The following is a 20,318-nucleotide window of genomic DNA, read 5'->3' on the forward strand; positions in this document are numbered from 1 at the left end:
GTTACCGTTTTAGCGAACTACGCCTTTAATCGTACCATGTAGGAATTGAAACAGAATAGTACAAGTGTTACCGTTTTAGCGAACTACGCCTTTAATCGTACCATGTAGGAATTGAAACAGAATAGTACAAGTGTTACCGTTTTAGCGAACTACGCCTTTAATCGTACCATGTAGGAATTGAAACAGAGTCGTCTATCGTAGGAACTTACGTGAACAAAACCTTTAATCGTACCATGTAGGAATTGAAACAAAAGTTTGAGCGCGCAATTGACATGTATTTGATTTCCTTTAATCGTACCATGTAGGAATTGAAACTAGTTATTAGCTTGTAATAACTGTTTAAGAACGGTACCTTTAATCGTACCATGTAGGAATTGAAACCACAAAATTCGGATTATAGCAACCTAAAGCCCATTACCTTTAATCGTACCATGTAGGAATTGAAACAGCATTGCGAGAAACAGAGTAATTAACAAGGCTATCCTTTAATCGTACCATGTAGGAATTGAAACTTGTTATAGTTCTTCATCGACAACTCTCCTTTCTTGCCCTTTAATCGTACCATGTAGGAATTGAAACTTATTTTTGCAGTCATTCAAAATCGAAACAAAATTGACCTTTAATCGTACCATGTAGGAATTGAAACATACACACGTTTATAGTGGAATGCTAATCAATAATCCTTTAATCGTACCATGTAGGAATTGAAACTCGCCTGACCTCTTTTAAGAGATTCCTTCTTGAGCCTTTAATCGTACCATGTAGGAATTGAAACTCGGTTAGTACTTTTTTGCATTTCATGGCGACTTGATACCTTTAATCGTACCATGTAGGAATTGAAACAATGGAATTGTAGAATAGTTCGTAATTTCAACTAGACCTTTAATCGTACCATGTAGGAATTGAAACTAGACTTTGCCCTCTAAGTGCAAAGTATCGCCGTTTTCCTTTAATCGTACCATGTAGGAATTGAAACGGATTAGGCGCCCCAACGTATTTGTCTAAGCGGTTCCTTTAATCGTACCATGTAGGAATTGAAACAGCGCCCGCCCACGGTGTTAGAGGTTCGTTTGTGTACCTTTAATCGTACCATGTAGGAATTGAAACTAGTTTACTGTTTAATTAGTTTCAATTCTGTTTCGTCCTTTAATCGTACCATGTAGGAATTGAAACTTTTAAGTTCGACGCCGAACTTCTTACAAATTACCCCTTTAATCGTACCATGTAGGAATTGAAACTTTATTCGGTTATACATATCCGCGTTTTTAGATGCCTTTAATCGTACCATGTAGGAATTGAAACTTTGTTAAGCCTAGTTGCACCATTGCGGTACTGACATCCTTTAATCGTACCATGTAGGAATTGAAACAGACAATACTGTCTCGGAGATTGAGCCAGAAGATTGTCCCTTTAATCGTACCATGTAGGAATTGAAACTTTTCATGCTGTTGTCTTGGTTGTCCTGAATACTCCCTTTAATCGTACCATTTAGGAATTGAAACAGTACATTTAAGCAGTTTGCGCTAACACGTGCTGACGGCTTTTAATCGTACCATTTAGGAATTGAAACTTTGAACAATAATATCTTCCATTTGCAACAACAGGAAACCTTTTAATCGTACCATTTAGGAATTGAAACCTCTTTCGGGTTTGCTAATTTATTATTGACTATATCTTTTAATCGTAACATTTAGGAATTGAAACACAATTATCTCAATGCGAATTTGTGTCTCATTTTCCCTTTTAATCGTACCATTTAGGAATTGAAATTTGCTAGTATTGTAGCCCCTGTAAGCGTTGCCGACATTCTTTTAATCGTACCATTTAGGAATTGAAATTTGTAATTGTAAAGCACACACGACGGATTGGGGTCTCTTTTAATCGTACCATGCAGGAATTGAAACTTTCTATGACCAATTGGAATAATTGATACCTTTTAATCTTACCACACAGTAGTTGGAATGAAGTTTACACTTGGGCTTGTCGCATAATCTTACCTTTTCCGAATATAAAAAATCCCCGCAGACTTGGTTTCCTCTGGTCGGTTGCGGGGATTAATTTTTACTCTGATTTAAAATTGCTTACATTTTCATGTATAGAGGGTTGGTCTGTGATTTTGATGGCTTTTACTTTTTTGAGTTGGATGTTCTCTATCGGTAATTCTTTTTGCCCTAATATTCTTGAAATAAACTTGACTTCTGACGCTTGAACGTTATTCAAAAATACATTTTTGATAGGGGTAAGCCTTTTTTCGAAGGTCTGTACTAAGTTACGCCACTGATACAATACGTCGGTTTCGATGCCTAATATGCCTTGGTCGATTTTTCCTGATTTTACGTTTTCTACATAAATATGATTGACATATCCACCCATTCTTTCATTGGTCTTGATAAATAACAAATGAAATAGCTTCGCGCCGTCTACTACTTCACAGTTTTGAATCCACACATTTTCGATTCCTCCTGATAATTCACTGCCTATGGCTACTAGTTGATGTCCATTTTTGACTAAACAATTTCTAATAATGATATTCTTTGAAGGTGTTTTTATTCTCCATCCTTCTGGATTTCGTCCAGATTTGATTGCAATGGCGTCGTCACCTTGGTCAAAAACACAGTCTTCAATCAATACATTTTGACTCATTTCAGGGTCTACGCCATCGTTGTTGTGCCCGTGTGCGTACACGTTGACTTTACGGATAATGACGTTTTTACATAGGTAAGGGTGTATAGTCCAAAAAGGGCTATTTTGAATCGAAATCCCTTCTAGTAAAACATTTTCACAGCGATTAAATTGAATAAATTGTGGACGTAAATGTGCCGTGTCGTTCACCATTTGGCGCTGAATTACAGGAGTATAGCTGATTCCTTGTAGGTACAAACGCTTGATACTTTCCATGTGGGGTTTTGGTCTAGCAAACCAAATTTTCCATGTATCCATTTGTGCTTTTACTTCTCCTTCTCCCGTAATAGCTACATTTTTACATTGATAGGCATAAATTAAGGGCGAATAATTATAACATTCCATGCCTTCCCATGTACTATGTACAGTCGGTAAATAGTCTGCAGGATTACCCGAAAATAGGAGTGTTGCTCCTTTTTCTAGATGTAAATTGACATTGCTCTTTAAATGAATTTTGCCTGTCAGCCATTCTCCTTCGGGTACAACAACTGTACCTCCTCCTAATTTATTTGCTTGTGTGATGGCTTTTGAAATAGCTAGAGTTGTTTTTTCTTGATTGCCTTTTTCTGCGCCAAAATCAAGAATTGATAATTTGGGTGATTTACTAAAATTTGGGGCTTTTACACTAACTGTACCAAATGGTGCTTTGACAGTGGTAGTGTTAAAAGTGATAGGGTTTTCTTTTTTGAAACTACATAAAAAAGATACTACAATGAGTCCTATGACATTAATAAGGGATTTCATATCATTTGTGATTTATATTTTCACGAAAATAAATCCTCTGCTTAAGGTAAGCGTCCTGTTGCATAGTGTTCTACTGCTGATTCGTGTAACTCCGTAAAAATGTATCATATCTTCGGAATTTTGTATAAGCCTTGAGCCGTAGGCATCCAGTAATTTTGTCACATCAAACAAAACAATTATTCTTATGTCAAAAGTGATTCTTATTACTGGTGCTTCTCGTGGGTTCGGGAAAATATGGGCAAAAGCTCTTTTAGAACAAGGTCATAACATCGTGGCTACTGCACGCAAAACGGATGATTTAAACGACTTGGTCGAGGCTTTCGGTTCTCAAATTTTACCATTGCCTTTAGATGTTACCAATCGTGAACAAGTGTTGGAAACGGTCGAAAAAGCCCATAAACATTTTGGTCGTATCGACGTTCTTATCAATAATGCTGGATATGGTCTTTTTGGGGCTGTCGAAGAAACTACTGAAGCTGAGGCTCGCCAACAAATGGAGGTTAATTTCTTTGGGTTACTATGGGTTACTCAGGCGGTATTGCCTTATATGCGTGCTCAACAATCGGGACATATTATTCAGGTTTCGAGTGTATTAGGGTTATTCACTTTGCCAACGCTTGGTTTGTACAATGCATCAAAATTTGCGGTTGAAGGTTTGAGCGAAACACTGGCTACAGAAGTAAAAGCATTTGGTATCCATGTTACATTGATTGAGCCAAATGGTTTCTCTACTGACTGGGCAGGAGCTTCTGCCGCGCAAACGCAGGAAATCCCAGCTTATGATGACTTAAAAGCGGCTTTCAGAAATGGTAGTACTCCTGATAGTTATGGCAAACCCGAAGCTACCGTTGAGCCTGTACTCAATTTAATTGCTTCAACCGAACCTCCTTTGAGATTAATTTTAGGAAAAGTGGGTTATCCAATTGTAAAATCTGTGTACGAACAACGTCTTGCTTCTTGGGAAGAAAACAAGGAGGTTAGTGCCAAAGCGCACGGACACTAGATATTAGTGCTGAATTTTGAGTTGTGAATTTTGAATGAAAATACCCTCAAGCGAGCGACTTTATTCCTTGCTTGAGGGAAACTTTATTGAAGTATAAATCGCTTATTTGTAATTTTACCAGCGTCGCAATTTTTAGAACAATTCTTATTTTATCTATTTTTTTATAAAATCATCAAAAATGAAAGCTATCGGATTCAAAACCTCATTGCCTATATCATCACCAGACAGTTTTATGGAGTTTGAAACATCAATACCTAATCCTTCAGGACGAGACTTATTGGTGAAAATTCAGGCCGTATCCATCAATCCTGTAGATACTAAAATCCGTCAGAACGCCGCAAAAGATACTGTTTTAGAGAACCCCAAAATTATTGGTTGGGATGCCGTCGGTATTGTCGAAGCGGTAGGAGAGGAGGTATCTCTATTTAAAGTGGGTGACGAAGTTTATTATGCGGGAGATATTACTCGCTCAGGGAGTAATGCTGAATTTCAGCTAGTTGATGAAAGAATTGTTGGAAAGAAACCCGTATCTCTTTCTATTGAAGCTTCGGCTGCTATGCCTTTGACTGCTCTTACGGCTTGGGAAACCTTGTTTGATCGTATGCGTTTAAACCCTGAAAAAGATAAAGGTAAAACTTTGTTGATTATAGGAGGAGCTGGTGGTGTAGGTTCTATTGCGATTCAACTGGCTAAAAAATTACTAGGTCTAACGGTTATTGCTACGGCTTCTCGTCCCGAATCAATAGAATGGTGTAAAAAAATGGGTGCTGATGTGGTCGTAAATCACAAAGATTTGGTCAATGAGGTTCGTCAAGCAGGTTTTCATTTTGTTGATTTCATTTATGATGCCGTCGACATCAATGGATACTGGGATGCTGTTGTAGAGCTTATCAAACCTCAAGGACATATCAATTCTATCACGGGCAGTGGTACGCCAATTTTGTTGAATAAATTGAAAAGCAAAAGTGTTACTTTTTCTTGGGAATTTATGTACACACGCTCAACTTTCCAAACCGAAGATATGATTGAACAACATCATATTTTGAATAAAGTTGCCACGTTATTAGAGGAGGGAGTTTTGATTTCTACTCACAATAATACGCTTTCAGGACTTAGTGCCGAAACCTTCAAAAAGGCGCACGCGCAATTAGAGTCGGGAACTACTATTGGAAAATTAGTGGTTAAATATTAGAGTAGTATTGTGCAATATTAAATACTGGAATTCAATAGTTCAAGACTCATTCTAGGGTAACTTGCACATTTTTAGGTTTTTATCAGATATAGACTTTTTGCGGTCAAAAATACTATGGAGCACTACAAAACCATAACCGAATTACATGAGCGAAGTGGGTATCCGTCGCCAGAGCATCCTATGATTAGCTTGCTGACCTGCCAAGAGCTTTCGACTTGCTCGTGGGGAGAAAGCAAGTTTACGGCTGATTTTTATATGATTGCGCTCAAAAAAATCAAATCGGGGACTTTTTTGTATGGCAAAACCAAGTATGACCATGACAATGGTTCTATGTCTTTTGTGAAGCCACGGCAGGTTTTGGAAATCAACAATGTTGAGCTTTCCGAAAAAGCCTTTGTGATTTACGTCCATGAAGATTATTTGTTGGGGCATCCTATGCACGATGAAATCAAAAAATATGGATATTTTGATTACGAAATCAACGAGGCTTTACACCTTTCTCCAAGTGAGGAGTTGATTATGTGGGAATTGTATGAAAAAATTGGCGTTGAATATCGAAATAATCAAGATGAATTTAGCAAGGATATTATCTTAGCGCATCTTGATTCGATTCTTAAATATGCACAGCGTTTTTACAAAAGGCAATTTATTAATCGTACTCAATTGTCAGGAGGAATCGTTTCAAGATTTCAGAAAATATTGAGAACTTACTTTGAAAGCGGTAAAATTCAACAATTTGGCTTGCCATCTGTTCATGCCATTGCTAGTGAACTTCATACTTCTGCTCGTTATTTGAGTGATCTATTGAAGCAAGAAACAGGCAAAACGGCCCTAGAGCATATCCATATCTTCTTGATTGACGAAGCTAAAAATCTTTTGTTAGGAACAGACAATACCATTGCTGAAACAGCGTATCAACTAGGTTTTGAAAATCCTCCTTATTTTTCCAGATTATTCAAAAAAGAGGTTGGACTTACGCCTGTGGAGTTTCGCTTGAAAGGATAGGTATATTAATGAAATCATCCCTAGATGCGACAAAAATAAGACTTATATATTTTCTATAGCCTCTGCTGAACTGATATAATAGTAATTCCCATTAGCGGGTGAATTTATTCATCCGCTAATGGGAGTTTTTGGTCATATAGCTATTTATGCTTTAGCTCCTACAGAGGAATTCAGCACCAATATCTATTTCACTTTCCAGATACTTCCATTTTTTGTAGTATGCTGTTGGAGTTTTCCTTCTTGTGTTAATTGTTTTAGTAGCTTTTCACTTTCTTGACGAGATTTTCCACTCAATTCTGTGAACTCTCTAGCAGTAAGCGTTGGATATTTGGCAAATAAAGCTTCCCAAGATTTATCATAGCTGTCTTTAAATACTGCTGGAGCCAAACTACTAATGGTTGTTTCGAACAAGGGATAAGGTCTAAAACCGTAAATAACTTGGGTTTTATTGAGCGAATTACTCAGCAATAGAGTAGGAAATCCTCTTACGCCCATTTTTCTTGCCAATAATAAATCTTCTTTGAAGAGTTCTGTAGCTTTACCTGCATAATCTTGCTGAAGTTGTTCTGTATCCAAACCTACCTCGATAGCTGCTGTCTTAATTTGATTCCAGTCTGCAATGTTTTTCTTTTCCAGAAAAACCATTTCACGCATTCTTCTCATAAACTTTTGAGCTTTCGCTTCGTCTTGCAATTGTGCTGCCTTAAATGCAATAGAAGGAGGATACGAGGATGCCAGAGGGTTTTCTAGCCATACATCACCATCAATAGGCATATCGTAGTGCGCGCTTACTTCATCCCAGTGGTGTGCTACGTCAGACGGTTTACTAATACCACCAGCATTGTAGCTCCAATCAGGTAACAAACCACCCATGCGGTATTCGATTTCGAGATATTTCCCATATTCAAGCTTCAGTTTACGAAGTTGAGGCTCGATACCCCAGCATGAAGAACAAATTGGATCAGTGAAATAAATAATCTTAATTAACTTTTTTTGTTGGAATTGATAGTCAAAATCACCAGTTGTAGACGTAGTATCAATCTCGCAAACTCCTGTTTCGGGATCGCACAGAAGTGGATTCGATTTAGAATCTTTCATAGAATTTTTCTTTTGTGCTTGGCTAGTATATCCACCAAGGCTGTTTAACAAGGCAATAATTATTAAGTTTTTAAAGAGAGAGTTCATTGAATAATAGGGTAAAATTGTACTACAAAAAGAAATTGGTTTTTAGCTTAGGATATTGCTTTTAGTATTAAATACACAAAATTTTTGAAGTCTGGTCGTTTTTATTTTTGCAAAAAAACTCGTTATGACTCATTACAACATTCTACTTATTAGAACAATAAACAACACCCAACACTAGTTACCATTTTGTTTATTAACAAATATCATATACTCCTACGAGTAATTATCAGTAAATTTGGGCACCAAATTTTGTATAAACAAGAGGTCAAAAAAACATGACTACCAAAAATCAAGCCGAAAGTACTTGTCCTGCTGAAGGATTGCTAAAGACATTATCAGGAAAATGGAAGCCTCAAATCTTCCGTTTTGCGGTCAATGGTCCTATTCGTTTCAATACATTATTGAGAGAAATAGAAGGTGCCAACAAGCAATCGTTAGCAACTGCCCTCAAAGAATTAGAATCTGAAGGTATCCTGCACAAAGTTATCATCAGCGAAAAGCCACTCCATATCGAATACAATCTTTCCGAAAGAGGACAATCCCTCGTGCCCATCTTCCAGCAACTCGAAGGAATCGTAAAATAGCCTTGCCTACCATTTGCAGATAAATATTTTTAATTTTTGAATAAAAAAAGTATTCAAATTGTTTGATTGTCGTAAAAAACCATTACTTTTGTCATAAATAACCTCGCAGAATAATTTATTTGTCTATATTTTTACGTAAAAAATAAAAAACGTAATTATGTCGACTGCTCTAAACCAAGTAGAAATATTTCGGACAGAGGTTAGTTGTCCGAAGACCGCCGCCCAATTGCTTCAGCGTTTGCATGAAGTATTTCCGCATGATAAGTTCAATTTCGATTTAGAGGATTGTGATAGGATTTTGAGAGTTGATAGTCCTCATTTAGAAATAGAAGCCATACCCAAGCGATTACAATCTTGGGGCTATTTCTGTGAATGGATTGAATAGTGATTATTTGACTAACAATAATTTGATTTCGCCGATAACAGTCTCAGTGCTGTGTTAAGGTTTTACTTAAGGTCGGTTTGCTACTATTGTTCTGTTCAAAGCTCAACAGATTTGATTACTTTGTTCCATATAAAACGATATAAGGCTTATGAAACCCCTTATTATCATTGAATCACCCTCTAATTTGGGTTTGAAAGAGTCTGCCCAAGGAAAAGAGCCAGGTGTAAGTAAACTGCCTCAACATTTGAAAAAGCATGGTTTGTATGATAAACTTAACCCTGCTCAGATAATCCATTTGGCGGCTCCTCCATATAGCTCGCAGCTTGATGAAGCTTCGGGTGTGCTCAATGCCTACAAGATAGTTGAGTATGCCAAAGCACAAGCGCAGGAACTTAAAAGAGTCTTGGCAACAGATTCATTTCCTGTCGTAATTGGAGGTGATTGTAGTATTTTGATAGGCAATGCCTTGGCATTGAAAGAATTAGGTAATTATGGTTTGATGTATCTGGATGGTCATACAGATTTTGTGTTACCTTCTATGTCACAAACTGGCGGTGCCGCTGGGATGGACTTGGCTATTGTGACTGGGCATGGTCACCCAAAGCTCACCAATATCCATCAGCTAGAACCTTACTTTGAAGAAGAAAATGTTTGGTGTATAGGTAATAGGTATTGGGACCCCGAATACGTGGGTCTCATACAATCTTCGCAGATTGAATATGTGCCGTTGTCACACCTACGTGAGATGGGAATAGATACCTTACTGTCTTTATTTTTTATGCATATAGAAGCAAAAAAATGGGATGGTTTCTGGATTCATCTCGATGTAGACGTCTTAGACCATAAAGTAATGCCAGCCGTAGATAGTCCTCAACCAGGAGGAATGTCTTATGAGGAGCTTCGAGAGCTTTTGATACCCTTGATGGCGCATCCGAAGGTGGCAGGCATACAACTTACCATATTAGACCCAACCCTTGACTCATATGGCATTTATGCCCAAAGATTGATTGATAATCTTGTAAAAATCTTAAGTCCCATTTTCAGAGAGGTAAAAGACCACGATGAAATAATGAGATTTTGACCTTAGTTTAACCTCTAAACTTCTCTACTCTACTATTAGTTAACTTGGACCCTACACCTATTTTTAATTTCGATCTACCTCAACTAGTTGAGAGTCTTCAAAAATACTTGCTGGAGAGATGACTTTTTCGCTCAATGGAATTCGTTTTCCATATCGTTCCTCTAATTTTTTTCTGACCAATTTATTTTCTAAGTCAAAATCCTTTAATCTTTGAAGCTTCCCAATTTCGATATTGGCACCACGCTTGTAGATTTTCCAAATGAGTTCTGAGCAATAGATACGTTGGTCGTCCCAGCCAAAGTAGATATCGTATTTTTTTCCTTGAAGTTTTTTTCCTTCTTTTTGCATCGCATCTAGTACCTTTGGCGTAAGAATTCTTTCGGCATTTTTTAGCCTTTTTACAACAAAATGATGTTTTTCGCCTCTTGCAATCCATTCATTCAACGGCGTGAGTTTAACGGGTTGAACTGCCTCAAACACGAAATACTCCGTGCCCTTTTGATAAATAATCCCACAATGTGAATACTTAGAATGTGTAGGTAATTGAATGGCTTTACTCTGCGAAGAACGTGAAATTTGGAAAATAAGATCGCCATTTTTATAGCTTTTTGTAGAAGAATGACAGCTTCCCAACGTAAAAAATAGTGCGTAGCATAAGCAAAAGATTGATTTCATAGTATATGGAGGTTTAGTAAATACAAAAAGCCGAGGAACTTACATTACTCGGCTTTGTTATAACGTAATATAGGTAAAAGTCTTTTGTTGATAGAAAAATGCTTTTGATATTCTATTCTTAAAATGAACCTTTACAGTCCATTAAGCATGCAAACTCGCAGAAACACGTTTGAATAAGTTCTTAACTTTTGCGGCCGCATTATCGACTGGTTCAGTGAGCATACCGTGAAACTCTTCTCCTTTGTGTAAAAAATGTGTCATAACATATCCTGATGTCATTCCCCATTTTTGGATAAAAGTAAAATACCCTTTGTTTTTCTTTACTCTCCCCGTTGAGCGACCAGAGAAATGATATACCTTACTTTCGCCAACGCCCTTAAATAATCGAATACCCATTTTCCAGAGTTTCATCGAAAAATCAGGGTCAGAATACATCCCCGGATGAAACTCAACGCTGTATCCACCTACAGCATTCCAAATGTCACGGTGTACAATATTGGGAGGCCAAGTGGCACCAGTCCAGTCGGGTTTTTTAAATGTTTGGTACTCTTTCAGAAGTTTATCTTCGTTGAATGACTTCAAATCTGTTCCATAATCATGATGAATCACACAATTATTATTGGTATTGTAAGGTTCAATCATGGTGGCAGACAAGAAAAAGTAAGGATGTCCAATGGCTTTAATTTCATCCGAAATCGCTTTATCCCAGTCTGGACACACATACATATCGTCGTTCATGTATAAAATATAATCGGTGGTTGCCTGTTGGGCAGCATAGTTCAGAGCATAGCAAATACCAATATTATTAGCACTGTAAGTATAGTCAATGTCTGATTGTTCTCGAACCCATTCTAACGTTCCGTCTTTGCCTTCGTTGACATGAACGATGATTTGGTGATTGAACAGAGAATTTTTCCTGATACTTTCAATACAAAGCTTTAAATAAGGTAAGTTGTTCCAAGAAGGAATTAAAATAGAAAACTGCTTCTTGGTATCCACCTCAGGGTGGTTTCTTTCTTGTAAGGTATTGATAAAGCTCATGATAATTTGGAGTTGGGCGGTAAAACTTTGATTGCTCAAAATCTTAGACACAAAACCTACCCTGAACGTTGTCTATCTTCTTTGACTTTGTGACGAGTTATCTGGATTTATCGACCAACTCATTAAAAGTGAGTATCAAACTATCGAAGTTGTCCCTGATAAATTTCTTCGAATGCAGGCAGAAATCTACTTCCTACAGGCACTTCCACACGACCAATCTCTATTTTAGATTTTTGGAAAGCCGTAATTTTTTGTAATGAAACAATGTATGAATTGTGTACTCTACAAAAAAACTGAGCAGGAAGCTTTCCTTCCATAGCCTTCAAATTTGAACGAGTAAGGATAGGTTTGTTGTCATTTACCGTAAAGATTTTTACATAGTCTTTAAGTCCTTCTACAAATAAAATATCTTGGTAAAATAGCTTAATCTTCTTATAATCAGCATTAATTACGACATAGTCTACTTCAGGAGCAGTAGTTTCGGCGACTTCTTTGTGACGTAACGTGTAGAGTTCATAGGCCTTGTTGGTAGCGCGTAAAAATCTGTCAAACGGAATAGGCTTAAGCAAATAATCAATCACATTGAGGTCGTATCCTTCCATGGCATATTGTTGATAAGCTGTGGTAAAAATGACCATGGGAGGCTGAATCAAGCTTCGTAAAAATTGCGTACCCGTTAGTGTAGGCATTTGAATATCTAAAAATACCAAATCTATTTGCCCCGAATTAATCAATTCCCAAGCCTCAAATGGACTAGAGAAAGTATTCACAAGCTCCAAATAAGGGACTTTTTGAATATCATCGGCAATCATATCTAATGCAAATGGCTCGTCATCTACTGCGATACATTTCAGTTTAGTGGGATAGTCAGATTGAGTTGATGGTTTCATAAAATTCATAAAGGTTGATGGATTTTGAGCGATTACAAATAAGAATAAAGGAATCAATTTATGAATAGGAGAGAGTGCCGAAGATAACCTTATCTTGGTAGGTAGTCGTGTTTAATTATTGGTTAAAAAGCAAACTAAATCGCTTCGTTTCGAGAATTACCTAAGTTCAAAGTAATTACAATTGTATATATACTTCAACGATGAAAAGATCGTTTTCTGTTATTTTTAACTCATGTTTTTCGGGATAATGTAAGGCCAAGCGTTTTTTTACATTTTGTAAACCTATTCCTGTCTTATCCTCTTCCTTAAAATTGTGATCAAAATTTCGGTTTTTTGTAATAAATCTTAGAATGCCATTCTCTACAGAAAGTTTAATCAAAATATGTGATTCTTCTGTACTGTGTAGCCCGTATTTAAACGCATTTTCGACCAACGGTATAAATAACAGTGGTTCAATAGAATATAGGTGGATTGGACCTTCGTGGGAAAACTCTGCTGTGTTTTTACCTGAGATACGCATTTTTTGTAACTCGATATAATTTTGGAGATAGTCTAACTCCTGCGTCAGAGGCACTTTATCACTCTCAGATTGATACAACATATATCTCAAAAGCTGCGAGAGTTTTACTATTGCGTCTTCGGTATGTTCAGATTTTTTGCGTGCCAACCAACGAATATTATTAAGCGTATTGAACAAGAAGTGAGGACTTACTTGCAGTTTCAATACCGCTAATTCGGCCGCTACTTTTTCCAACAAAATTTGCTGTTGTAGGTCATGGTTTCGCAAACGTTCTTGCCATAATGCCAACGAAGTACTGAAAATAATCGAGAAAAAATAGGTCAAGGTGGCGTTCATCAATTGCGGAAATGGCAAGAACATCCTCGGTGGACGAGGCATATTACTAGGCCTGTTTTTCCATTCCGATGGCGGAGGTATCTTGGGCATACCCATATCAAAGCCGTGCATTTTGAGAAAATAATGCGACCATGCCCAATGCAAAGCTAATATGATTACAAATCCAAGAATGATATAAATAGAGAATATATCACCTCGTTTTTTCATCAAAAACTTAGGTACAAGTACCAGTAAATTGATATAAAAAGCGGCCATTAATGCAAAATTATTGAAGCATTGAACCGTAAAAAATCGACTAAACTCAGGGCGATTATAAAAACTATTGGGCATCATGAGCACAGGCAAAAAGAATACTAATGACCACCCAACAATGTGAAATACTAACTGATATTTTTCGAATACTTTCATGCTTTTCAAGTATGTGCTATTATAACAAAGTGTTGAACTAACGTAAGAAAATTCCAAAACCACGCCAACTGTCTATCAAGAATGCCTTTGTGTAGATAAATGCTCGAGCCCATGTCTTTTTCTACAAATAGACATTCTATATCTATCACCAGAGAACCCTTCGATTACCTCTCATTTTATTTGTATAGTTTTGAACAGCAATCGATTATACTTCCTGTGTAACCCTTTGTGCTTGTGTTTTAACCTATATGGATCAACGCAAAATAGATTATCTAAACATTTCAATTTGAATAAATTATGAAAAGAACACTTGTAGGTGTGTTGTTGTCTTTGATTGTATTGGGCAACTTTTCATGGGGAGAGGCACAAGTTTCTTCTACACCAGATTACGCCAAGGTTTTTCCACAAAACCGACTGAACAAAATCACTATTTCTATTTCGAAAGCAGATTGGGATAGTATCAAAATAGACATGAAGGAAAAGTTCAAAACTGATTTTGGCAAATCTGCTTTTCCACGTTTGGGACCACCCAATGGCAAACGACCAAACCAGAAGGACTTTCCACCGATGTCACAAGATGGCAAACGAACCGCAGGCTTTCCACCTCAGCGAGGAGGTGATGGCGAAATTATACCTCCTCCTATGGGGACATCCGAAGAGCCTCGTTACGTTGCTTGCCAAGTGGAATTTGAGGGAAAAAAATGGAATAATATAGGTTTCAGACTCAAAGGAAATTCGAGCTTGATGAGTTCGTGGGGGGCGGGGGTGTACAAAATGCCTTTTAGGCTAGATTTTGATAAATATGAAAAATCAGATTTGTATGGTTTTCATGAATTATCTATGTCGCCTGCCTTTCATGACAACACGCTGATTCGTGAAAAACTAGCAAGCGATATTTATCGCCAAGCAGGTATTCCAACTGCTCAGACGGCTTTTTATGAGGTATATCTTGACTATGGTGATGGCGTACAATATGCAGGGGTGTACACCATGGTAGAGGTGATTGACGATACAATGATTCAGTCACAATTTGGTAGCTCATCAGGCAATATTTATAAACCAGAATCAACTTTTCAGCGATTTAGAGAAAAAGAGTTTGAAAAAAAGAATTTTAAAAAGGAAAAGAAATTTCATGATGTTCAGGCATTTGTATCGGCGCTCAACGACTCAAACCGAATCAAGGCGCCTGCCCAATGGCGTACAAATCTTGAAAAGACTTTTGACATTAATCACTTTATCAAATGGTTGGCTATCAATACCGCCATGACCAATTGGGATACTTATGGGGCAATGGCTCATAATTTTTATTTGTACAACGCACCCAATCGTGGTTTGGTCTGGATTCCTTGGGATAACAATGAAGCAATTTCGACCAACGATAAGCCTAATTTTCCTATCCCTGAAGGTTTGCCAGAACCACCTAAGGATTTCAGAATGCCCAATAGAGGGCTTGCTCTGTCTCTCAAAGATTGCCCTAAACAGTTTGTGTTGATTGCTTATCTTGCGCAAGATCCGACCTATTATGGCTCTTATTTGAAGGAAGTAGAAACTTTCAGGAAAAATACTTGGCAAGCAACCAAACTCAACAAACAGGTGGATGGATATGTAAGCCTGATAAAACAGGCTGCCAGTAGAGAGAAATCGCCCTATTCGCACTTAACAAATGAGAAAAGTTTTGAGGAAGGAATTCAAAGCCTACAGAAGCAAATAGTTAAGAGAGCCTCAGAAATCGACCAGTTTTTAACTGAAAAATCCAAGTCAAAATAGTAGCGAACTAACAAGACTATGTATTTTTTAAAAGTGTTATCAATTGTAGAAAATCAGAGAAATTATGTATACAGATGGCGTTTTTGAACTCAAAAACGCCATTTTTTGCATAAAATTCATGTTAACAAAAGTTAAAATCTACAGATAAAAACGTAACTTCTACACTCTGTGCCTAACTTGCTGATGGTCTCAAATTTTATCCGTTGATTTGCGAAAGAATTCTGGGGAGAGTTAGGGGTTTTATTAATAAGAGAATGATTCTTTGTAAGTGCGCAAGATTTTGAGTTATTGAATCTATTTAATGCACTCATGTGGTGATTTTATTTAGAATCTTTTTTAATAAGTAGGCAACAGTTTCTTAACATTTCAAGTCATGGTTAATAAATGCATAACTTAATAGAACGAAATTTTTTGCCAAATCTTTTAAGCATCAATATAAAATCTCTAACAGACAAATATGAAACATTACCCAATCGCAATCCTTTTGCTCGCTACGTCCTATTTAAGTTATGGACAAAGTAAAAAAGAGGTCAAAAAAAATAAGATAAAGACTGTTACCGAACAAATCACTGAAAGTATTGGAGGTAAAGAGGTAACACGAAATGATGGTTACAAAAAGTTTAACAAACAAGGAGAAGTCATCGAAGAGGCAGAATATGACAAGTCTGGTAAACTTAAACGAAAAGTTCTTTCAAAATATAATGAATTTGATGACAAAATAGAGGAAGTTATTGTAGACGGTAATAATCATCAGATTGAAAGAGAGGTCTATAAATACGATTCTTTTAAGGAAAAATCTGAAGTTTTACACTACAATGAACATAATGAGTTGGATTGTAGATCAGTATATTCGATCAATGGGAATGGACTCAAAACAGAGAAGAAAACTTACGATGCAAAAGGCAAACTAATTCAAGTTAAAAAGTATACGTATGGATTCTAATACATTCTTGCAAGAGGTTCAAATACAAACTAGTTTATTTGAACCGATTACTTTAGCGGAAATGGATGGGGTAAAACTCATGGACCGTATGGATGTTAAGTACTTGATTCCTTTGGCGCTATTGCCTGATATCTTGCGAGAAGCAAAATCATTTTATCGAGTATTGGAAATAGAGGATAATCGACTTTGTAACTACAAAACATTGTACTACGACACCGATGATTTGGCACTTTACAAAGCACATCAAAATGGTTTGCTCAATCGCTACAAGGTAAGAGCTAGAAATTACGTTGAATCGAGCCTATCTTTTTTTGAAATAAAGTACAAAAACAATAAAGGTAGAACCAAAAAAACGCGAATTAGCCAAGACGGAATAACTGAGGTATTGGAAGAAAATAGTTCAGATTTTTTACAAAAAACTATACAAGATATCATTCCTGAATCGCTAAAAGGTATTCTGTGGGTAAACTACCAGCGTATTACTTTGGTAAGTAAGGTTGGGGCAGAACGCCTGACGATAGACCTAAACCTTACTTTCGAGTTTGAAGCGCAACAAAAAGTTTATTCTGCTATTGTCATTGCCGAGGTGAAACAAGAAAAAGTAAGTCAATCTCCTTTTATCGACCTTATGCGAAAGTATCGACTCAAACAAGGCGGTATTAGCAAGTATTGTTTCGGCATAATTAGTTTGTATCAGCAAATCAAGCAGAATAAGTTTAAAAAGCATTTAAGAAGAGTCTCAAAAATATTGGCGCACCATGACCATCTTACAACAACTAACCTCACCACAAGTTACTGAAAGTTTTCAGTGGATAGACAAACTACCAGCCAAATTCTTTATCCGCATGGGAATCAATTTATTGGCTGTTTTGATATTGATTCGCTTGATTTATTATAAAAATTATCGACGTGCTGACCTGTTTTTAACCTTTTTTGTATTCAATATTATCATCTTTTTGTTGACCTATATGCTCAATAAAGTGGTAATGTCTATGGGTGCAGCATTTGGTTTGTTTGCCGTGTTTTCGATGCTACGTTATCGTACCGAGGGTATTTCAGCGAAGGATATGACCTATTTGTTTATGGTGATAGCCATAGGGTTGATTTCGGCAGTGAGCAAAGGTGGTTGGGATGAATTATCAGTATTGAATGGATTGATTTTGTTTGTTACATGGTTGCTCGAAAGTGGCTTAATCATGCGAAAGGAATACTCGAAGGTCGTTATGTATGAGCGTATTGAGTTGATAACCCCTGATAAACAGGAAGAACTTTTGCAAGATTTAAGAACACGTACAGGCTTAGCCGTTCATAGAGTCGAAATCCATGAAATAGACTTTCTGAAAGATGCTACCAGAATGACTATTTTTTATCATTAGCTGATGCTCGCATAATTAACTTATGCAAAGCGATAGGAAATAGGTCAAAGTTTTCGTCGCTATCAAAAGCTCAACCAGTATTTAACCACATTTAACACTAATATGAAAAGAATCCTATTGCTATTGCTCCTTATGTCTTTTAAGATGTGGGGGCAAGAAACAGACCTACGTTCTTGGACAGGACTTTCACTTGAGAAAAAGTTAAACAAGCATATCAGTCTCAATGCTAATTTGCAAGTTCGAACGATGGATAATTTCACAACCCTTGGTTCGTACATTGGGGAGTTTGGGATAGGGTATAAACTTAACAAGCATTGGGAAGTATCGGCCTATTACCGATATGCCCAAAAGCGTAAATGGGACAAAAGTGATGATGCTTATATATACAAGCCGTTTCATCGGTTTTATACCAATGTTGAGTATGATAGAAAAATATGGATACTGAAATTTAGTTATCGCTTGCGCTATCAAGATCAATTCAAGGATACTGATACGGGTTTAGAGGAAACAAAAAGTTATTTAAGAAATAAAATTGAGTTAGCCTATCCAAATAAAACAAGATTTACGCCGTCTATTTCGGCAGACTTTTTTTACAAAATTGGAGAGGATTTTGACCAAATAAGATATAAGGCAGGCGTTGATTATACCGTAAATAAACGCAATAGTGTGGGACTCACATTTTTTAGAGATTATGCTCTCGTGCCTACCGACCTCGATGTTTATACCATTGGGTTAACTTACAAGTTAAAATTGTAGTAAACGGACTATACGTGATTAGCAAAAAGTTTGTGCGAGCAAAGTCTCTGGCACAAACTTTTTCTTTTATAGGTCAGTCAACATAATCATGAGTTTTTCGAGCTCTTTGGTTGCATTTCCATAACTCGAATCATATTTGTTGAAGATAATTGAAAAACAATATAATTCACCATTAGAGGCGGTAAAATAGCCTCCATAAGCTCTTACGCCTTCAATAGAACCACTCTTGGCATGGATATTCCCAGCGGCTTTGCTTTTCTTGGCAAGGTTGGCCACTGTGCCCGATACACCAACCACAGGAATAGATTCGTAATAAGAATTGAAGCTTTTTTCGTTAGTCATAATCGACAAAACATCGGTCATGATATCAGTTGTAACGGCATTGCTTGGCGATAGTCCACTGCCATCTTTCATTTTCAATCCTTGCATATTCAATCCTTTTGCTCGCCAAATTTGTTCAAAACCCTTAACTGCATCGCTTGTGCCATTTCCCATATTGAGCAGTACCGAAGGCGTTTTTAAAAATGCCTCTGCATATAAGTTGATACTTTGATAATTACAAGCTTTTACCAGTTCTTTCAAACTGGGAGAGTTTTGAGTAGCAATAGTCATCGTACCGCTTGGTTTGCTATGCGTTAAATAGCGTTTGTCCAATTCTAAAGTTGAGGTTGGTCCTTCTTGAATTTGAATACCGAGTTCTTCACATTTTTTGCTCAAAGCAAAAGCCATATAAAAAGCTGGGTCAGGAATCGAGCCTTTTACCGAAAAGCTACTTCCTTGTGGCACAAAACCTTCCATCAAAATGGCATCTTGGTAAGGCGTAGAATAAATCATGACTTGGTCGCCCGTACCAGCTCGGTCGGTTAGGACTTTGTTGATTTTGGTTAAATAGGGTAAATCAGGGGCAGTTTTGACAAAACCCGCCGATTCCATATAACCCTTGGGCTGGAATGTAACCCAAAAGAGGTTTTCATTGATATTGAGTCCATAACAGCCTGCACCATAATAATTACCCATATCGCCCCAAATCCATGTATTAGGAATCACGTTGGCATTGAAAAAACTCGCGTCCCCCATAATTCTCCCATTGATTTTTTTGATACCCAAAGCTTTGACTTTCATTGCCCAGGCATCCAACAGCTGTTTGTAATCGGGTTGATTTTTGAATCTCCAACTACCCAATGAAGGGTCGCCATTGCCTTTGATATAGACGTTGCCGTTTAATACACTATCGACAATACTTCCGCTATATTCGAGGGTAGTTTGATACATGAAAGAATCACCCAAGGTCATTAAGGCGGTTGCTGTAGAAAGCAACTTCATCGTGGAGGCAGGAGCAAGGCTTTTTTTAGCTTGAAAAGAAATGACACTTTTTCCCGTTTTGGCAGATTTTACACTCATCCCCACCATTCCAGTTTGCAAAAATGGGGAGTTGCTCAAACTATCCAGTCTTCGATTAACTTGGGTTTGCCATTTGAGTGTTAGGCTATCTGAGCTTTGTAAAGAAAATAACCAATGGCTTAGCAGTAAGGCAAGTAATTTCATAAATCAAGGGTAAGGGTGGTTCAAGTAATCACAGAGGAGAGTGGAGTCTCCTCTGTAAAAATAAATGCTGAGTTAGGGTGGTATGAAAGATTAGTTTTGTATTTAGAACAAGATTGCCGCTACACCGATTCTATTTTAATAATAACGTCACCCTTCGTACAATTATAATGCTGAATCGAGAGAGAGGCAAGGACTTTTTC

General features: G+C 37.2%; 18 protein-coding genes and 1 CRISPR repeat array. Of the genes, 11 read left to right on the top strand and 7 right to left on the bottom strand.

Features of this window, described 5'->3' with window-relative positions; all coding sequences use genetic code 11:
* Positions 1–22 precede the first annotated feature (22 nt).
* A CRISPR array of direct repeats spans positions 23–1,904; the repeat unit is 30 nt; unit sequence CCTTTAATCGTACCATGTAGGAATTGAAAC.
* Positions 1,905–2,061: 157 nt separating this feature from the next.
* Positions 2,062–3,426, bottom strand: coding sequence for a glycoside hydrolase family 28 protein (locus QM524_RS00165; RefSeq protein ID WP_283342953.1), 1,365 nt, complete (start codon positions 3,424–3,426; stop codon positions 2,062–2,064).
* 184 nt (positions 3,427–3,610) lie between these two features.
* Here QM524_RS00165 and QM524_RS00170 point away from each other — a divergent pair, with 184 nt between their 5' ends.
* The 3 genes from QM524_RS00170 to QM524_RS00180 all read left to right on the top strand — a co-directional run bounded on the left by QM524_RS00170 (position 3,611) and on the right by QM524_RS00180 (position 6,626).
* Complete coding sequence (locus tag QM524_RS00170; RefSeq protein WP_283342954.1) at positions 3,611–4,429, top strand: oxidoreductase; 819 nt, start codon at positions 3,611–3,613, stop codon at positions 4,427–4,429.
* A gap of 178 nt (positions 4,430–4,607) precedes the next feature.
* Complete coding sequence (locus QM524_RS00175) at positions 4,608–5,621, top strand: zinc-binding alcohol dehydrogenase family protein (RefSeq protein ID WP_283342955.1); 1,014 nt, start codon at positions 4,608–4,610, stop codon at positions 5,619–5,621.
* 114 nt (positions 5,622–5,735) lie between these two features.
* Positions 5,736–6,626, top strand: coding sequence for a helix-turn-helix domain-containing protein (locus QM524_RS00180; protein WP_283342956.1), 891 nt, complete (start codon positions 5,736–5,738; stop codon positions 6,624–6,626).
* 183 nt (positions 6,627–6,809) lie between these two features.
* Here the strand turns inward: QM524_RS00180 and QM524_RS00185 are convergent, their stop codons facing one another.
* The gene (locus QM524_RS00185; protein ID WP_283342957.1) at positions 6,810–7,724 is read right to left on the bottom strand and encodes a ClpXP adapter SpxH family protein; all 915 of its coding nucleotides are present in this window, start codon (positions 7,722–7,724) and stop codon (positions 6,810–6,812) included.
* A gap of 362 nt (positions 7,725–8,086) precedes the next feature.
* On the opposite strand from QM524_RS00185, the gene QM524_RS00190 reads away from it, so the two are divergent.
* The 3 genes from QM524_RS00190 (at position 8,087) to QM524_RS00200 (ending at position 9,861) form a co-directional block, all read left to right on the top strand.
* Positions 8,087–8,395 (top strand): winged helix-turn-helix transcriptional regulator, encoded by a 309-nt coding sequence (locus QM524_RS00190; protein ID WP_095162970.1) that lies wholly within the window; start codon positions 8,087–8,089, stop codon positions 8,393–8,395.
* Between the two features lie 157 nt (positions 8,396–8,552).
* Complete coding sequence (locus tag QM524_RS00195; RefSeq protein ID WP_166577526.1) at positions 8,553–8,780, top strand: hypothetical protein; 228 nt, start codon at positions 8,553–8,555, stop codon at positions 8,778–8,780.
* Positions 8,781–8,928: 148 nt separating this feature from the next.
* A complete protein-coding gene (locus QM524_RS00200) occupies positions 8,929–9,861 on the top strand; it encodes an arginase family protein (RefSeq protein ID WP_283342958.1) in 933 nt (310 codons plus the stop codon).
* A gap of 63 nt (positions 9,862–9,924) precedes the next feature.
* Here QM524_RS00200 and QM524_RS00205 read toward each other — a convergent pair whose 3' ends face one another.
* From QM524_RS00205 to QM524_RS00220, 4 genes are all read right to left on the bottom strand, one after another.
* Entirely contained in the window at positions 9,925–10,536 is a 612-nt protein-coding gene (locus tag QM524_RS00205; RefSeq protein ID WP_283342959.1) for a YiiX family permuted papain-like enzyme, read from the bottom strand.
* Positions 10,537–10,677: 141 nt separating this feature from the next.
* The gene (locus tag QM524_RS00210; protein WP_283342960.1) at positions 10,678–11,577 is read right to left on the bottom strand and encodes a glycosyltransferase family 2 protein; all 900 of its coding nucleotides are present in this window, start codon (positions 11,575–11,577) and stop codon (positions 10,678–10,680) included.
* A 140-nt stretch (positions 11,578–11,717) separates the two neighbouring features.
* Positions 11,718–12,467, bottom strand: coding sequence for a LytR/AlgR family response regulator transcription factor (locus QM524_RS00215; RefSeq protein WP_283342961.1), 750 nt, complete (start codon positions 12,465–12,467; stop codon positions 11,718–11,720).
* A gap of 175 nt (positions 12,468–12,642) precedes the next feature.
* Positions 12,643–13,731, bottom strand: coding sequence for a sensor histidine kinase (locus tag QM524_RS00220; protein ID WP_283342962.1), 1,089 nt, complete (start codon positions 13,729–13,731; stop codon positions 12,643–12,645).
* Between the two features lie 297 nt (positions 13,732–14,028).
* Here QM524_RS00220 and QM524_RS00225 point away from each other — a divergent pair, with 297 nt between their 5' ends.
* From QM524_RS00225 to QM524_RS00245, 5 genes are all read left to right on the top strand, one after another.
* Complete coding sequence (locus QM524_RS00225; RefSeq protein WP_283342963.1) at positions 14,029–15,498, top strand: CotH kinase family protein; 1,470 nt, start codon at positions 14,029–14,031, stop codon at positions 15,496–15,498.
* Between the two features lie 457 nt (positions 15,499–15,955).
* Positions 15,956–16,441: a hypothetical protein gene (locus QM524_RS00230; protein WP_283342964.1), complete on the top strand. Its 486-nt coding sequence runs from the start codon at positions 15,956–15,958 to the stop codon at positions 16,439–16,441.
* Positions 16,431–17,240, top strand: a complete 810-nt coding sequence (locus QM524_RS00235; protein WP_283342965.1) for a polyphosphate polymerase domain-containing protein — start codon at positions 16,431–16,433, stop codon at positions 17,238–17,240. The genes QM524_RS00230 and QM524_RS00235 overlap by 11 nt, the downstream gene beginning before the upstream one ends.
* Positions 17,200–17,817 carry a DUF4956 domain-containing protein gene (locus QM524_RS00240; protein ID WP_283342966.1) on the top strand — a complete coding sequence of 206 codons (618 nt, stop codon included), beginning with the start codon at positions 17,200–17,202 and terminating at the stop codon, positions 17,815–17,817. The genes QM524_RS00235 and QM524_RS00240 overlap by 41 nt, the downstream gene beginning before the upstream one ends.
* A 102-nt stretch (positions 17,818–17,919) precedes the next feature.
* Positions 17,920–18,573 carry a DUF2490 domain-containing protein gene (locus tag QM524_RS00245; RefSeq protein WP_283342967.1) on the top strand — a complete coding sequence of 218 codons (654 nt, stop codon included), beginning with the start codon at positions 17,920–17,922 and terminating at the stop codon, positions 18,571–18,573.
* A 66-nt stretch (positions 18,574–18,639) separates the two neighbouring features.
* Here the strand turns inward: QM524_RS00245 and dacB are convergent, their stop codons facing one another.
* Complete coding sequence (gene dacB, locus QM524_RS00250; protein WP_283342968.1) at positions 18,640–20,118, bottom strand: D-alanyl-D-alanine carboxypeptidase/D-alanyl-D-alanine endopeptidase; 1,479 nt, start codon at positions 20,116–20,118, stop codon at positions 18,640–18,642.
* Positions 20,119–20,318 lie beyond the last annotated feature (200 nt).

It is taken from the genome of Flectobacillus roseus (assembly GCF_030056595.1).
GTDB lineage: Bacteria > Bacteroidota > Bacteroidia > Cytophagales > Spirosomataceae > Flectobacillus > Flectobacillus roseus.

What these genes read in the sequence shown, in the direction of transcription:
- QM524_RS00165 (WP_283342953.1), bottom strand. Translation starts at nt 3,426, where the DNA reads ATGAAATCCCTTATTAATGTCATAGGACTCATTGTAGTATCTTTTTTA.
- QM524_RS00170 (WP_283342954.1), top strand. Translation starts at nt 3,611, where the DNA reads ATGTCAAAAGTGATTCTTATTACTGGTGCTTCTCGTGGGTTCGGGAAA.
- QM524_RS00175 (WP_283342955.1), top strand. Translation starts at nt 4,608, where the DNA reads ATGAAAGCTATCGGATTCAAAACCTCATTGCCTATATCATCACCAGAC.
- QM524_RS00180 (WP_283342956.1), top strand. Translation starts at nt 5,736, where the DNA reads ATGGAGCACTACAAAACCATAACCGAATTACATGAGCGAAGTGGGTAT.
- QM524_RS00185 (WP_283342957.1), bottom strand. Translation starts at nt 7,724, where the DNA reads ATGAAAGATTCTAAATCGAATCCACTTCTGTGCGATCCCGAAACAGGA.
- QM524_RS00190 (WP_095162970.1), top strand. Translation starts at nt 8,087, where the DNA reads ATGACTACCAAAAATCAAGCCGAAAGTACTTGTCCTGCTGAAGGATTG.
- QM524_RS00195 (WP_166577526.1), top strand. Translation starts at nt 8,553, where the DNA reads ATGTCGACTGCTCTAAACCAAGTAGAAATATTTCGGACAGAGGTTAGT.
- QM524_RS00200 (WP_283342958.1), top strand. Translation starts at nt 8,929, where the DNA reads ATGAAACCCCTTATTATCATTGAATCACCCTCTAATTTGGGTTTGAAA.
- QM524_RS00205 (WP_283342959.1), bottom strand. Translation starts at nt 10,536, where the DNA reads ATGAAATCAATCTTTTGCTTATGCTACGCACTATTTTTTACGTTGGGA.
- QM524_RS00210 (WP_283342960.1), bottom strand. Translation starts at nt 11,577, where the DNA reads ATGAGCTTTATCAATACCTTACAAGAAAGAAACCACCCTGAGGTGGAT.
- QM524_RS00215 (WP_283342961.1), bottom strand. Translation starts at nt 12,467, where the DNA reads ATGAAACCATCAACTCAATCTGACTATCCCACTAAACTGAAATGTATC.
- QM524_RS00220 (WP_283342962.1), bottom strand. Translation starts at nt 13,731, where the DNA reads ATGAAAGTATTCGAAAAATATCAGTTAGTATTTCACATTGTTGGGTGG.
- QM524_RS00225 (WP_283342963.1), top strand. Translation starts at nt 14,029, where the DNA reads ATGAAAAGAACACTTGTAGGTGTGTTGTTGTCTTTGATTGTATTGGGC.
- QM524_RS00230 (WP_283342964.1), top strand. Translation starts at nt 15,956, where the DNA reads ATGAAACATTACCCAATCGCAATCCTTTTGCTCGCTACGTCCTATTTA.
- QM524_RS00235 (WP_283342965.1), top strand. Translation starts at nt 16,431, where the DNA reads ATGGATTCTAATACATTCTTGCAAGAGGTTCAAATACAAACTAGTTTA.
- QM524_RS00240 (WP_283342966.1), top strand. Translation starts at nt 17,200, where the DNA reads ATGACCATCTTACAACAACTAACCTCACCACAAGTTACTGAAAGTTTT.
- QM524_RS00245 (WP_283342967.1), top strand. Translation starts at nt 17,920, where the DNA reads ATGAAAAGAATCCTATTGCTATTGCTCCTTATGTCTTTTAAGATGTGG.
- dacB (WP_283342968.1), bottom strand. Translation starts at nt 20,118, where the DNA reads ATGAAATTACTTGCCTTACTGCTAAGCCATTGGTTATTTTCTTTACAA.